13 protein-coding genes are annotated in these 14401 nt (G+C 68.7%); 1 reads left to right on the top strand and 12 read right to left on the bottom strand.

The genetic code is table 11. From position 1 onward, the window contains the following. The 12 genes from gatB to AB4Y86_RS02120 all read right to left on the bottom strand — a co-directional run. On the bottom strand, positions 1–1409 hold a 1409-nt coding region (gene gatB / locus AB4Y86_RS02175), incomplete at its 3' end, for an Asp-tRNA(Asn)/Glu-tRNA(Gln) amidotransferase subunit GatB (RefSeq protein ID WP_441399795.1). Further along, positions 1409–2986, bottom strand: a complete 1578-nt coding sequence (gene gatA / locus AB4Y86_RS02170) for an Asp-tRNA(Asn)/Glu-tRNA(Gln) amidotransferase subunit GatA (protein WP_441399794.1) — start codon at positions 2984–2986, stop codon at positions 1409–1411. The genes gatB and gatA, both read right to left, overlap by 1 nt. A 3-nt stretch (positions 2987–2989) precedes the next feature. Beyond that, the gene (gene gatC / locus AB4Y86_RS02165; protein WP_441399793.1) at positions 2990–3286 is read right to left on the bottom strand and encodes an Asp-tRNA(Asn)/Glu-tRNA(Gln) amidotransferase subunit GatC; all 297 of its coding nucleotides are present in this window, start codon (positions 3284–3286) and stop codon (positions 2990–2992) included. Between the two features lie 110 nt (positions 3287–3396). Continuing rightward, positions 3397–3918 (bottom strand): hypothetical protein, encoded by a 522-nt coding sequence (locus tag AB4Y86_RS02160; RefSeq protein WP_441399792.1) that lies wholly within the window; start codon positions 3916–3918, stop codon positions 3397–3399. A gap of 171 nt (positions 3919–4089) precedes the next feature. After that, a complete protein-coding gene (locus AB4Y86_RS02155) occupies positions 4090–4593 on the bottom strand; it encodes a GNAT family N-acetyltransferase (protein WP_441399791.1) in 504 nt (167 codons plus the stop codon). 106 nt (positions 4594–4699) lie between these two features. Further along, positions 4700–5530, bottom strand: a complete 831-nt coding sequence (locus AB4Y86_RS02150) for an inositol monophosphatase family protein (protein ID WP_441399790.1) — start codon at positions 5528–5530, stop codon at positions 4700–4702. Then, positions 5527–7857 (bottom strand): NAD-dependent DNA ligase LigA, encoded by a 2331-nt coding sequence (gene ligA / locus AB4Y86_RS02145; protein WP_441399789.1) that lies wholly within the window; start codon positions 7855–7857, stop codon positions 5527–5529. The genes AB4Y86_RS02150 and ligA overlap by 4 nt, the downstream gene beginning before the upstream one ends. Before the next feature lie 36 nt (positions 7858–7893). Further along, positions 7894–8616, bottom strand: coding sequence for a PP2C family protein-serine/threonine phosphatase (locus AB4Y86_RS02140; RefSeq protein WP_441399796.1), 723 nt, complete (start codon positions 8614–8616; stop codon positions 7894–7896). Between the two features lie 343 nt (positions 8617–8959). Beyond that, positions 8960–10210: an adenylate/guanylate cyclase domain-containing protein gene (locus tag AB4Y86_RS02135; protein WP_441399788.1), complete on the bottom strand. Its 1251-nt coding sequence runs from the start codon at positions 10208–10210 to the stop codon at positions 8960–8962. After that, entirely contained in the window at positions 10200–10796 is a 597-nt protein-coding gene (locus AB4Y86_RS02130; RefSeq protein ID WP_441399787.1) for a PH domain-containing protein, read from the bottom strand. The genes AB4Y86_RS02135 and AB4Y86_RS02130 overlap by 11 nt, the downstream gene beginning before the upstream one ends. Then, entirely contained in the window at positions 10789–11709 is a 921-nt protein-coding gene (locus tag AB4Y86_RS02125) for a biotin--[acetyl-CoA-carboxylase] ligase (protein WP_441399786.1), read from the bottom strand. Before AB4Y86_RS02125 ends, AB4Y86_RS02130 begins: the two co-directional genes overlap by 8 nt. 189 nt (positions 11710–11898) lie before the next feature. Beyond that, entirely contained in the window at positions 11899–12804 is a 906-nt protein-coding gene (locus AB4Y86_RS02120; protein ID WP_441399785.1) for an SDR family oxidoreductase, read from the bottom strand. Positions 12805–13043: 239 nt separating this feature from the next. Between AB4Y86_RS02120 and AB4Y86_RS02115 the strand changes: the two genes are divergently transcribed. After that, a partial coding sequence (locus AB4Y86_RS02115) for an acyl-CoA carboxylase subunit beta (protein ID WP_441399784.1) occupies positions 13044–14401 on the top strand: 1358 nt, incomplete at its 3' end.

The raw sequence follows: 14401 nt of genomic DNA, 5'->3' as shown, positions 1-14401 counted from the left end.
CCGATGGCCTGCAGCTTGCCGCCGCGGATCTTGTCCGCGACGCCCGGCTGCGCGGCGAGGGCCGCATCGATGGCTTCGAGCAGCGGGCCGTCGTCGGAAACCACGGCGAGGCCGCGCTGCTCGACGATTTCGGCCGGGGTGCCCTCGCCGGCGAGCACGCCGTCCAGGACCTCGGCGGCCATCTTGTTGTTGATTTTGCCGTCCTCGACCATCCGGTTCAGCTCCACGATGGTGGCCGGCTCGACGCCGAGCTGGCCCGGGTCGACGTCGGCGTTCTTGGCGCGTCCGACGATCTCGCCCATCCACCATTTGCGGGCCACGGTGGCGGTGGCGCCCGCGGCAATGGTCTCCTCGATCTCGTCCAGGACGCCGGCGTTGACGACGTCGCGGAACTCCAGGTCCGAGTAGCCCCAGTCGGCCTGCAGGCGCTTGCGGCGCGCGGCCGGCGGCTCGGGCAGCGTGGCCCGGAGCTCCTCGACCCATTCGCGCGAGGCAACGATCGGGACCAGGTCCGGTTCCGGGAAGTAGCGGTAGTCGTCGGCGTCGGACTTCGGCCGGCCCGAGGTGGTGGAGCGGGTGTCCTCGTGCCAGTGCCGGGTTTCCTGGATGACGGGCTGGCCGGAGTCCAGCACGGCGGCGTGCCGCTGGATCTCGTAGCGGACCGCGTGTTCGACGGCGCGCAGCGAGTTGACGTTCTTGGTTTCCGAGCGGATGCCGAAGCGGTCGCGGCCGTGCGGGCGTAGCGAGACGTTGGCGTCGCAGCGGACGTTGCCGCGCTCCATCTTGGCGTCCGAGACGCCGAGGTTCTTGACGATCTCGCGGACCGCGGCGACGTAGGCCTTGGCCAGCTCGGGGGCGCGGCTGCCGGCGCCCTCGATCGGCTTGGTGACGATYTCGACCAGCGGGACACCGGARCGGTTGTAGTCCACCAGGGAGTARTCSGCRCCCTGGATRCGGCCGGCRGCRCCRCCCATGTGGGTGAGCTTGCCGGCGTCCTCCTCCATGTGCGCGCGTTCGATCTCGACGCGGAACACGGTGCCGTCGGAAAGCTCGATGTCCAGGTAGCCGTCGTACGCGATGGGCTCGTCGTACTGGGAGGTCTGGAAGTTCTTCGGAGTGTCCGGGTAGAAGTAGTTCTTCCGGGCGAAGCGGCAGGTCTCGGCGATCTTGCAGTTCAGTGCCAGACCGATCTTGATCGAGGACTCGATCGCGGTCTTGTTCACCACCGGCAGCACACCGGGCATGCCGAGGTCCACCTCGTTGACGTTGGTGTTCGGCTCGTCGCCGAAGATGTTCGGGGCGGAGGAGAACATCTTCGTCTTGGTGTTGAGCTCCACGTGGACCTCGAAGCCCAGGACGGGGTCGTACTTCTCCATCGCCTCTTCGAAGCTGAGGGTTGCGTCAGTCATTAGTGTGAACCTCCGTGGCTCGCAAGGGTGTTGGCGGCATCCGTCAGTGATGGGTCCGTCAGGGAGGGAGCGCGGTCCAGCAGCGGTCCGCCCCACTGCGCCTCGAGCAGCGACTCGAGCACGGCGCCGACCCGGTACAGCCGGGCGTCCTGGCGGGCTGGGGCCAGCAGCTGGACGCCGACCGGCAGTCCGTCCTCGTCGGCGAGGCCGCCGGGCAGCGACAGTCCGGGGACGCCGGCCATGTTGGCCGGGATGGTGGCGACGTCGTTGAGGTACATCGCCAGCGGGTCGTTGAGCTTCTCGCCGAGCTTGAACGCGGTGGTGGGCGCCGTCGGGGAGATCAGCACGTCGGCCTGGGCGAACGCGGCGTCGAAGTCGCGCTGGATCAGGGTGCGCACCTTCTGGGCCGAGCCGTAGTAGGCGTCGTAGTAGCCGGCGCTGAGCGCGTAGGTGCCGAGGATGATGCGGCGCTTGACCTCGTCGCCGAAGCCGGCGGCGCGGGTGGCGGCCATGACGCGTTCGATCGTGAGCGGCGCGTCCTTGGGCAGCGCGCGCAGGCCGAACCGGACGCCGTCGAACTTGGCCAGGTTGGAAGAGGCCTCGGACGGCATGATCAGGTAGTACGCGCCGAGGGCGTACTTGAAGTTCGGGCAGGAGACCTCGACGATCTCGGCGCCGGCGCCCTTGAGCAGTTCAAGGGCCTCGTTGAAGCGGTTTTCGACGCCGGCCTGGTAGCCCTCGCCGTGGAGTTCCTTGATGATGCCGATCTTCATGCCCTCGACGTTGCCGGTCCGGGCCGCGGCCACAAGGTCCTCAAGCGGGTCCGGCAGCGAGGTGGAGTCGCGCGGGTCGTGGCCGCCGATCACCTGGTGCAGCAGCGCCGAGTCCAGCACCGTGCGGGAGACCGGGCCGATCTGGTCCAGTGAGGAGGCCATCGCGATGGCGCCGTAGCGGGACACGCCGCCGTAGGTGGGCTTGACGCCGACGGTGCCGGTCACGGCGCCGGGCTGCCGGATGGATCCGCCGGTGTCCGTACCGAGGGCCAGCGGAGCTTCGAAGGCCGCGACGGCGGCAGCCGAGCCGCCGCCCGAGCCGCCCGGGATGCGGTCCAGGTCCCAGGGGTTGCGGGTGGGGCCGAACGCGGAGTGCTCGGTGGAGGAACCCATCGCGAACTCGTCCAGGTTGGTCTTGCCCAGGATCGGCATCTTGGCTGCGCGGAGGCGCTCCACCACTGTGGCGTCGTAGGGGCTGTGCCAGCCTTCGAGGATCTTGGAGCCGGCCGTGGTGGGCTGGCCGATCGTGACGATCAGGTCCTTGACGGCGATCGGCACGCCGGCGAGCACGTGCAGTTCCTCGGCCGCGGCGCCGCCGGCGGCGCGGATCGCGTCCACCTCGGCGGCGACGGCGAGGGCTTCCTCGGCGTTCACGTGCAGGAAGGCGTGGACCTGGCCGTCGACGGCCGCGATCCGGTCCAGGTGTGCCTGGGTGACCTCGACGGCGGTGACCTCGCGTGCGGCGAGCTTCTCGGCGAGCGTGGCTGCGGAGAGGCGGAACAGCTCGGTGTGGGTTTCAGTCATGTCTTAGTCCTCATCCAGGATTGCCGGGACCTTGAAACGGCCTTCGAATGCGTCCGGGGCCCCGGAGAGTGCCTGTTCGGCCGTGAACGTGTGGCCCACGACGTCCTCGCGGAACACGTTGGTCAGCGGGATCGGGTGCGACGTGGCCGGGACCTCATCGCCGGCGGCTTCACTAACGGACTTAACCGATTCCACGATGACGGCGAGCTCGCCGGCCATCCTGTCCAGCTCTTCAGCACTCATCTCGATGTGCGCGAGACGCGCGAGATGCGCGACGTCGTCGCGGTTGATCGCAGCCATGGATCTCCCCTGCAAGGTTCGGATTATTTTCCGTCCCAGTCTACGTGGGTTCGCCTGCTGCTACTTCCCGGCGCCCGGCCCGCGGCCGGCCAGGCGCCGGCCAGGCGCCGTCAGCCGGTGATGTCGCCGTGCTTGCGGAAGGCGTTACTGCGGGCGTGTTCATGGACGCGGTCCAGGGTTTCGATCTGCTGTCGCCCCTGGGCGGTGAGGCGGGCATACGCGGACGGCTCCAGCCCTAGTTCGAGGGCGTGCTCCTCCAGCGTCTGCCAGCCGCCGATCTTGGCCAGGACGGCGGCCCGCATCAGTTCCACCTCCAGGACCAGGGTCATGGGCGAGCGGTTCAGCAGCCGGCCGTTGAGTTTCAGCCGGCCGGCATGCTCTGCCAGCCAGGCGGCGGCCTGCCGGTGCGGGCGTTGGCGGATGCCCAGCTCGTGGATGAGGCCGTGCAGCAGTTCACGCTCCCCGCGGATCTCGGCAGCGAGGCCCGCGAGTTCGGCGTGGACCGGTGTGTCAGTGAAGTCCTTGGCCATCCGTTGGATCCTGCCGAGGCCGGCGGTGGCGCCGCTTAGGTGGTCCGACAGATACAGGCCGAGCAGCTTCTCGTCGATGGTGTGGGGAATGTGCGGTGCCATGGAACCTCCAGCTGGACTCGTGCTGTTTCCAGCATGTGTCAGGGATGGTGCTCTCGTTGGAAACCCTACCGGAGCGGCGTGGCGTCCATCCGGCCGGCACCGGGATCGAGGCGCTCTCCTGGTCCTCCGCCGGCCGCCGTCGGGCCTTTAGACGCGGGCGGCCGGGCGGCGCTAGAGGTCCAGGCGGTAGACGAGCAGCAAGATGTCCGTGTCCGGAACGAACCAGTCGCGCTCGGGGACCCGCCGGAAGCCGGTCTTCCGGTACAGGCCGTGAGCGCTTTCCCAGGTCTGGCCGGTGGTGAGTGCCACCCCGGTAATGCCGGGAAGGGACCTTGCGTGTTCGATGATGGCCTGGACCATCGCCTTGCCGGCGCCGCTGCGCTGCACGCCGGGGTCCACCACGAGCATCCGGAATTCGAGCTCGTCAGCCTGGGCGATGTCCGCATAGGGTTCGCCGGCGACCGCGAGCGTTACCGAGCCGACGACCCTGCCATCACGTTCCGCCACCCAGATGGTCGCCTGCTCGTGCCGCTGGGCGACCTTCTGGATCTGCTGCATGTAGGGGTGGTCCGCGTCCCCGAAGTAGCCTGCGGCCAGGTAGGCGTCGCGGGTGATGCGGGCGACGGCGTCGTAGTCGGTCGGGACGGCGGGGCGTATGAGGATCTGCGAATGCACCTATCCATGGTACGGGCGCAGCTCACGGCTGCCCGACAACGGGCGGTTTCCGTGATGGAGCTATCAGGCCCCCCGGCGGCGGGGCACCTTCCGTGGGCGTCTGCGGTCAGAGCGGGAATCTGCCGGAGAGTTCCAGGGGGCCGGCGCAGGTCCACGCCGCGAGCCGCTCCTCATCCGTGGGGCCGCCGTCGAGCACGCTGGTGAGCCGGGGACGACGGACCCAGCAGCCGGCCTCCTCCGCGATCAGGGCGCCGGCGGCGAAGTCGTGTTCGTTCAGGCCGCGTTCGCCGTACGCGTCGTGGGTGCCGTCGGCCACGAGGCAGAGGTCCAGCGCGGCGGATCCCAGCCGGCGGACGTCCGCGAAGCCGTCCATCAGACTGCCCAGTCCGGCGGCCTGCTCGGCCCGGACCCCGGGGTCGTAGCTGAAGCCGGTCGCGAGGAGTTGGCCGGTCCGGTCCGGCACCGGGCCGTTGAGCGGCGTGCGCTCGCCGTTCTCTTCCAGCCATGCGCCTGCGCCGCGGGAGGCGTAGTAGATCCGTCCCAGCGCCGGGGCGTGGACGACGCCGGCCAGCCAGGCCCCGTCGGGGCCGGCCACCGCCACCGAGGTTCCGTAGTAGACGATATTGCGGATGAAGTTGGTGGTGCCGTCGAGCGGGTCGACCGACCAGCGGAAGCCGCTCACAGTGTCCGGCAGCACGGTGCCGCCTTCCTCCCCCGTGATCGTGTCCGCGGGCCGCGCCCCGGTGATGACCTCGCGGACGGCGGCCTCGGCCGCGAGATCGAAGGCGGTGACCCAGTCCCCTGAGTCGCCTTTGTTGCTCACGTCCAGCGCGGCGGCACTCCGGCCGGCCAGCACCGCGGCGCCGGCTGCTGCTGCCTGCCGGGCCAGGTCAAGGAACGCTGCCGGTTCGGGGAAATCGGCCGAGTCGGTAGTCACTCGGCGGCCTCCTGGTGGTCTTCGCCCTCGTCCTCGGCCATGGCCTCAGCTGCTCCCTCGGCTGGAACCTCGGTCCCGCCGTCCGTGGCGGCAGGACCGCCCGGGACCGCAGCCCCGTCGACGCCGGCCGGCCCGCTGGCGAGCAAAGCGCGGAAGCCGTCCTCGTCCAGGACCCGCAGGCCCAGTTGTTCGGCCTTGTCCAGTTTGGTGCCCGCATTTTCGCCGGCCACCACGTAGCTGGTGTTCTTCGAAACGGAGCCGGCCGCCTTGCCGCCGCGGACCAGGATTGCCTCCTTGGCCTCGTCCCGGCTGAAACCTTCCAGGCTGCCGGTAACCACCACGGTCAGGCCCTCGAGGGTCCGCGGGGTGGACTCGTCGCGCTCGTCCTTCATCCGGACGCCGTCGGCCGCCCAAGTATCCACGATTTCGCGGTGCCAGTCCTCGGCAAACCACTCCTTCAGTGCCACCGCAATCACCGGCCCCACGCCGTCGACGTTGGCGAGTTCATCTTCGGAGGCCTGCCGGATTGCGTCCATGGTGCCGAAGGCGGTGGCCAGGGCGCGCGAGGCACGCGGGCCGACGTGTCGGATGGACAGCGCCACGAGGACGCGCCACAGCGGCTGGGTCTTGGCTTTTTCCAGTTCGCTGAAGAGCTTGTCAGTGGTGGCGGTCGGCTTGGACGGGGTCTTGGCCGTGCCCTTCGTGTAGAAGTACGGCACGAGTTCAAACTCGCCGGTCGCCACGCCCTTGGTCCGCTTCTCGCGGCGGATCCGGACCCCGGCGAGGTCCTCGGGCGTGAGCCGGAACAGCGTTGCCTCGCTGGTCAGCGGCGCGACGTCCGGCTCGGCCGGCTGGGTCAGGGCGATGGCTGCTTCCCAGCCGAGGGCTTCGATGTCGAAGGCGCCGCGGCCGGCCAGATGGAAGACGCGTTCGCGCAACTGCGCGGGGCAGGACCGGGCGTTGGGGCAGCGGATGTCCACGTCGCCTTCTTTGGCCGGGGCGAGCGGCGTGCCGCAGGCCGGGCATTCGGTGGGCATCACGAAGTCGCGGACCGGCGGGTCCTGCTGGTCGCGGAGGGCCAGCACCGGGCCGACGATCTCGGGGATGACGTCCCCGGCCTTGCGCAGGACCACGATGTCGCCGATCTTGACGCCCTTGGCCTTGACCACTTCCTGGTTGTGCAGGGTGGCCATCTCGACCGTGGAGCCGGCCACCTTGACCGGCACCATCACGCCGTAGGGGGTTACCCGGCCGGTGCGGCCCACGTTGACGGCGATGTCCAGCAGCTTGGTATTGACCTCTTCGGGCGGGTACTTGTAGGCCACTGCCCAGCGCGGCACGCGGGTGGTGTAGCCGAGGGCCCGCTGGGTGGCCAGGTCATCCACCTTGACCACAATGCCGTCGATTTCATGGCTGAGGCTGTGCCGTTTGTCCCCGTACCGCCGGATGAACTCGAGTACCTCCGGCAGGCCGGGCAGCACCTCGAAGTACGGGCTGGTGGGCAGACCCCAGTCGGCGAGCTGGCGGTACGTGTCCGACTGGCTGAGCGTGGCCAGGCCTTCGCGGGCTCCGATGCCGTGGACATACATCTTGAGCGGACGCTTGGCGGTCTCCGCCGGGTCCTTTTGCCGCAGCGACCCGGCAGCGGCGTTGCGCGGGTTGGCCAGCGGTGCTTTGCCGGCGGCGATCAGCGCCTCGTTGAAGTCAGCGAAGGCTTGGGACGGGATGAACACTTCGCCGCGGATTTCCATCTCGGCCGGAAAGTTTTCGCCCTTGAGCTGCTGCGGAATTTCCTTGATGGTCAGGACATTGTGGGTGATGTCCTCCCCGGTGGTGCCGTCGCCCCGGGTGGCCGCCCGAACCAGCACGCCGTCGCGGTAAAGGAGGTTSACGGCCAGGCCGTCGATCTTGAGCTCGGTGAGCCACGACGGCGGGTTGCCGCCGTTGCCGAGCTTGGCGACGCCGGCCTCGGCTTTGGCGATCCAGGCTTCGAGCTCCTCGAGCGAGAACACATCCTCAAGGCTGTACATCCGGCTCAGGTGCTCGACGGCGGCAAAGGCCGCGGACACCTCGCCGCCAACTTCCTGGGTGGGGGAATCGTTGGCCACCAGTTCCGGGTGCATGGCCTCGATGGTTTCCAGCCGCCGGAAGAGCTCGTCGAACTCGGCGTCGGAGATGATCGGGGTGTCCTCCTGGTAGTACGCGAAGCGGTGCTTGCGGACCTCTTCGACCAGGACTTCGTACTCTTCGCGCACGGCCTCGGACGGTACCAGTTCCCCGGCAGGGCTGTGGACGTCGGTACCTGCTGCGGTCTTCGCTGTGCTCACAGACCTATCCTGCCTCAGATCCCCGACATTGTCCGGTCAGGATTCCCGGCGGGCGTCCACCACGATGCACGTTACGTTGTCGCGGCCGCCGCTGCGCAGGGCAGCCTGGATCAGCTCGTCCACCGCCGCCTGCGGGTCGGGTTCGGCGGCGAGGATCCGGGAGATGTGCTGGTCGTCGAGTTCGCCGTTGAGCCCGTCCGAGCAGACCAGGATCCGGTCGCCGTCCTCGATGGGCAGCAACCGGTAGTCGGCGTCCGTCTCGTCACCGGTGCCGAGTGCGCGGGTCACGACGTGGCGGCGCGGGTGGACTGCTGCCTCGGCGGGGGTGATCTCGCCGGCATCCACGAGTTCCTGCACTTCGGAGTGGTCCACGCTGACCTGGCTGAGCTTGCCCTGGTTGAGCCGGTAGGTGCGCGAGTCGCCGATGTTCAGCACGAGCCAGTTCGAAACACCTTGCTCTTCGACCACGATGACGCCGGAGAGGGTGGTGCCGGCGCGGGAGCCGGTGGCCTCGCGGATGCCGGCGTCGGCCTGCAGCAGATACTGCTGGACGACGGCGGCGGTGGCGTCCCTCCCCCCGGTGGCCACCTGGGGCAGTTCGGCCAGGGTGCGTACGCAGATGCCGCTCGCGATCTCGCCGGCCTCGTGACCGCCCATGCCATCGGCGATGGCGAACACCGGGTCGGCGGCGATGAAGGAGTCCTCGTTCGTTTCACGGCGCAGGCCGCGGTCCGTGCCGCAGCCGAAATTCAGCCGCAGGCTACCTGCACCGCTCCCGGCACCGCCGGGGGCACCGCCGGGGGCACCGCCGGGGGCACCGCCGGGGGCTTGATTGGAGGAGGTTCCGGGCGAGGCCGGGGAAGATCCGGGGGGAGGAACGGAAGCCGGCTGGGATGTCATGCCTGTCCTAGATAGAAGGGGCGGTCACCGAGGTGCACCGTGGATCCGGGGCGGTACGCTGCTACCCTCCGGCTGCCAGTGCGGTGCGGATGCCGTCCGCTGGTGTCCGCATGCGCTACCCGGATAGTACCGGTTCCTGCGCCGACAGGCGGCGTTCCACGCCGAATAGTCCATGGTGGGGCTGCGCTTTCGCTGCTGCTCCCTAGTCCAGGACCAGGCCCTTTCCACGGCCCCGCTGCAGCTCCAAGGGGAGGATTTCGCCGAAACCGCGCACATTCTCCGCGGGCCGGGGCACCAGCACGAAGCGTTCATCCTTTTCCAGGGCGGCGGCCGTCATGGAGTCCACCAGCACGGTCCCCGGATCGGCCAGCGATGTAAGCCGGGCGGCCAGGTTCACGGTGGGCCCGTAAATGTCACCAAGCCGGGAAAGGATCCGGCCCCACACCATGGCGACCCGAGCCTGGGGCAGGATCTCGTCTTCGTTGAACGCCTGCGAAAGGGCCAGCGATATCTCGGCGCAGGCCGCGGGGGTTTCGGCGATGTAGAGGACTTCATCGCCGACCGTCTTGACGAGGCGTCCGCCGCCGACGGAAATGATCTCGGCGCACTTGTTTTCGAAGCGCTGCACCAGCTGGGCGAGCGTCTTTTCGTTCATCCGGCGGGACAGGCTGGTGTAGGAGACCAGGTCTGCGAAGCCGACACCGCGGGCGAGCGGCAAGGGGGCGTCGTCCTCGTCCCCTTCGCGGCCTTCTTCGCTGGAGGCCAGTCCGGCCTCGGCGCGGACGGCGAGGCGCTGCACCCCGGCGTTCAGCTGGCGCCGCCAGGAGTAGACCAGTATTTCCTCGAGCGCGTCCACCAGGGAGGGCAAGAGGTCGACCAGCCGCTTGCGGGCCACTGCGTCGGTGACACCCTGCTGGTGGACCATGTCCTCCACCAGGGCCTCGATCTGCCAGACCACCATGCGGTCGGTCATCTGGCCGATCGCGCGGGTGACCGAGATGGCCGCTTCCTCCGTGAGCTTGCCGGTGCGGACCTGGTCCACGATCGTGTTCAGCGCGGCCTGGTCGCGCTCCGTGAAGGCGACGTCCTCGTCGCCCAGGTTGGGGAAGCCGAGCGCGCGCCAGAGTTTCCGTGCGGACAGCAGCGAGACCCCGGCACCCGCAGCCACCTCGCGACGGCGGAGCTTTCGCTCACCGCCTAGCAGCCGCTGCTCCAGCGCCCTGGCGGCGAGGCGGTCGGTGGACATGGTTCCGGTGGCAGGCGCTGAGTTACCCGGCTCTGCATTGTCCGGCACTGTGTCGGCCGGCACTGTGTCGTCCGGCACTGCGCCATTCGGTACTGCGTCGTCCGGCACTGCCGCTTCGAGGGCGGACTCGTCGAAGGCCGCTTCGGGGAGCTCGGAAGGAGCCGCCGCCAGGAGTCCGGTGTCAGGGTGCGCGTTGTCAGCGTTCATCACTTCCACCTTCCCTCATGTCCCATGGCCATTCGCCGGAGCCGTGCACCGTGTCGTCGACCTCAAGCAGGTCGCCCTCCGGAAGTTCGTCGATCGCGTCGAGGATGAAGTTCCGGAACGTCATCACCTCGGGGACATCCGGAATCACCGTGCTGGACGGGTACCCGGTATCCAAGGATATAGTCCCCGAGCGCAGGGTCCGTTGCAGCAGCGTCTGTTCGATGAACACATTATGGACGGCGGCCAGCGGAACTTGCTGGTCACGCCGTCGCAACATGCCGTAACGGGCCACCAAGCGGCGGCTGGTCAGAATGTAGCGGCTGGCCTGCCAGGTCACCGCTTTGGGCAGGCAGTAGGCAACCACGACCCAGGCCGCCAGCGCCAGGCAGCCGCCGATCAGCCACGGCGTCCAGTCCGGCGTGATGAGCGGGACGAGTTTGGCCGGGCCGCCTTTTACAATCCAGGCGCTGGCGTAGGCGGCCAGGGCGGCAACCAGGATGAACAGCAGGGCCGGAGCAATCAGCTTCCGGGGCTGGGGGCGGGTCACGACAATCACTTGCTCGCCCGGGAGAAGCTCTTTACGCATAGCCGCTTTCGCCGCTGCCGGCCTCGCCCGGCGGGGTCCAGGGGCGCAGGTGCACGACGTCGCCGGCGGTGACCACGTGTTCGTGCCCGCCGGAGTCCACCACCAACAGGGAGCCGTACTCGTCCAACCGGGTGGCATGCCCGATGATCTCGTTGTCGCCGGGGAGGTGGGCCCGGACCTGTTTCCCGAGGGTGGTCAGGGCGTGTTCCACCCGGTGGTGCAGGGAGGGGCCGCCTGCGAGTCCCGCGGTAGGGTCGCCGTCGGCGTTGCAGAAGCTGCGGTAAAGGGTCGCGAAACGCGAGAGATAGCTCTTGAGCAGGGTGGTCCGGTCCACCGTGGCGGCCTGTTCCAGCAGCACCGACGTGGCGGTGGGGACGGGCAGTTCGGACCGGGTGAGGGTGACGTTGAGGCCGGTGCCGAGCACAACGGGGGGCACCGCGCCGTCGCCCATCGGGCCCAGCTGCGCCAGGATTCCGGCAATTTTCTTTCCGCGGACCAGCACGTCGTTCGGCCATTTGAGCTCGGCCGGAATCCCCGCCGTGTCCAGCAGCGCTTCCCGCAACGCCAGGGCGCCCAGCAGCGAGAGCCAGGAATAGCACTGCGTGGGCAGCGGCCGGCCCTCGGCGTTGACCGGCCGAAGCACGATCGAAACGGAGACCGAACTGCGGGCCGGAGCTTCCCAAAGCCGGTCCAGCCTGCCGCGGGCTGCGCTCTGGTACTCGGCCGTGAGTACGGAGAGGTCCGGCCAGGCCCGCGGGTCCACGGTCGCGCCACGCAGCAGGTCCGCGTTGGTGGAGCCGGTGGACTCCACCACGGTCAGTTGCGGTATGCCGCTGGCGGTCAGGAACGCGGCGTCACTAAGGGCGCCCTGGTCCAGGGGCGGACGGTCCGGTGTCTGCTGCGCGGCTTCCATGCTTGAATCCTACCGAGGAACCGGTCACCGGGAGCCGGGCCGGACGCCGGCCCGGCGGAACTTCCCCAACTGTGGGCACCCTCACCGGCGGGTCGGGCCGAAACGCCGCGGCCTTCCGGCGTCGGGCCCGCAAAAGTGGGGAAATTCGGCGGCACGGGCCTCCCCTGAACCCTGGAAAGCCGCCCGGACTCAGAGGAAAATGTCAGGAACCAGTTGGCCTTCGGGCGCGCCCAGGCTGTATGGCGCGAAGTCCGTGACCCCGGCCGCCGCCAACACCTGCTCGTCGGTGTAGAAGTTCCCGCTCCAACTGCCGGACTCCGGGATCGCGTTGCTGGCCGTCAGCACCGCGTGGGCGGCGTCGGCCATGATCTGCGGGCCGCGCGCGCCGCGGACGATCTGCTCGCCGCCGGGCATGTTGCGGATTGCCGCGGTGTCGATCAGGGTGCAGGGCCAGAGCGAGTTCACGCTGATGCCGTCGACCTTGAGTTCCTCGGCCAGCCCCAGAGTGGTCAGGCTCATGCCGTATTTGGCCATCGTGTACGCCAGGTGCATGCCGGCCCATTTGGGGTCCAGGTTCAGCGGCGGCGAGAGCGTGAGGATCTGCCCGGCGTCGGACTCGCGCAGTGCGGGCAGGGCGAGCTTGCTGAGCAGGAAGGTGCCGCGGACGTTGATGTCCTGCATGAGGTCGTAGCGCTTCATGTCCAGTCCGTCGGTCTTGGACAGGTCAATCGCCGAGGCGTTGTTGACGACGATGTCGATCCCGCCGAAGCGTTCGACGGCGGCGGCCACGGCGCCGGCGACGTCGGCGTCGTTGCGCACGTCGCCCACCAGTGGAAGCGCCTGTCCCCCCGCCGCCTCGATCTGCTCGGCAGCGGAGTAGACGGTGCCTTCAAGCTTGGCGTGCGGCTGCCCGGTCTTTGCCAGCAGCACGATATTGGCGCCGTCCCGGGCGGCGCGGGTGGCGATCGCGAGGCCGATCCCGCGGCTGCCGCCGGACATCAGGATGGTGCGGCCCTGGAGCGAAGCCGAGGCCTGGTAGGGGCCCTGCCAGTGGGACTGCGGGGAGGTGCCCGAAGCGTCGTTGCTTGAAGTCATAAGCACATCCTAGCCGATGTTACTGGCCGGTAACATCCCCTGCCGCGGGGTCGGACCCGTGGCGGGCCCGGCGGGGGTCGGAACGAAAATTGTAGGTTTTCTACAGCGGCGCGGACGATTACCGTCACTAGACTTGCCAGCACGGCCTTGTTTTTGTGTGGATTCCACCTAAGCGGCCCGCACGGGCCAGCGACGGCCGTGACGAACAACCGCAAGAACAACAGAGCCGGAGACACTTGATGAGCCACGATCTGACCACGACCGCGGGAAAGATTGCCGATTTCCGCGACCGCCAGGCCCGTGCCGAGCAGCCCTCCGGCCCGGAAGCGATCGCCAAGCAGCACGCCCGCGGTAAGGGCACCGCCCGCGAGCGCATCGACCTGCTGCTCGACGCCGGCTCCTTCGTGGAGTTCGACGCCCTCGCCGTGCACCGGTCCACCGCGTTCGGCATGGAAAAGAAGAAACCGCTGGGCGACGGCCTGGTCTCCGGTTACGGCACCGTGGACGGGCGCCCCGTGGCCGTTTACAGCCAGGACTTCTCCGTCTACGGCGGTTCACTCAGCCAGGTCAACGGCGAGAAGATCGTCAAGGTCCAGGAGTTCGCGCTGCGCAACGGCTGCCCCGTGGTGGGCATCCTCGACGGCGGCGGCGCCCGCATCCAGGAAGGCGTCGCCTCGCTGGCGATGTTCGCGGACATCTTCCGCAACAACGTCCACGCTTCCGGCGTCGTCCCGCAGATCTCGCTCATCATGGGCCCCTCCGCCGGCGGCGCGGCCTACTCCCCCGCCCTGACTGACTACGTGGTCATGGTGGACAAGACCTCGCACATGTTCATCACCGGCCCGGACGTGATTAAGACCGTCACCGGCGAGGACGTGGACATGGAAACCCTGGGCGGCGCGCGCCAGCATAACGCCAACACGGGCACCTCGACCTACCTGGCCGCCGACGAGGCCGACGCCGTCGAGTTTGTCCGCGAACTGCTGGACTTCCTGCCTTCCAACAACCTCGCCGAGGCCCCCGTACTGGAGCACTCCCAGGAGCTGGAGCTCGACGACGACGATCTCGCCCTCGACGTGCTGATCCCGGACTCCGCCAACCAGCCCTACGACATGCGCAAGGTGATGGAGCAGATCGTCGACGACGCGCACTTCCTGGAGATGCAGTCGCTCTACGCGCCGAACGTGATCATCGGCTACGGCCGCGTCGAGGGCCACACCGTGGGCATTGTGGCCAACCAGCCGATGCAGTTCGCCGGCACCCTGGACATCGCCGCCTCGGAAAAGGCYGCCCGCTTYGTCCGSCACTGCGAYGCCTTCAACATCCCCATCATCACSCTGGTGGACGTSCCMGGCTTCCTGCCSGGCAAGGACCAGGAATTCCAGGGCATCATCCGCCGCGGCGCGAAGTTGCTCTACGCCTACGCCGAGGCCACGGTGCCGAAGCTGACGGTGATCACCCGCAAGGCCTACGGCGGGGCGTACATCGTGATGGGCTCCAAGAAGCTCGGCGCCGACCTCAACCTCGCATGGCCCACCGCGCAGATCGGCGTGATGGGCGCCCAGGGCGCGGTCAACATCCTGTACCGCCGCGAACT

This window comes from Arthrobacter sp. 2YAF22_2 (assembly GCF_052114645.1).
Classification (GTDB): Bacteria; Actinomycetota; Actinomycetes; order Actinomycetales; family Micrococcaceae; genus Arthrobacter.
Note: the sequence above shows the minus strand (reverse complement) of the source record. Positions and strands in the feature narration are given on the sequence as shown.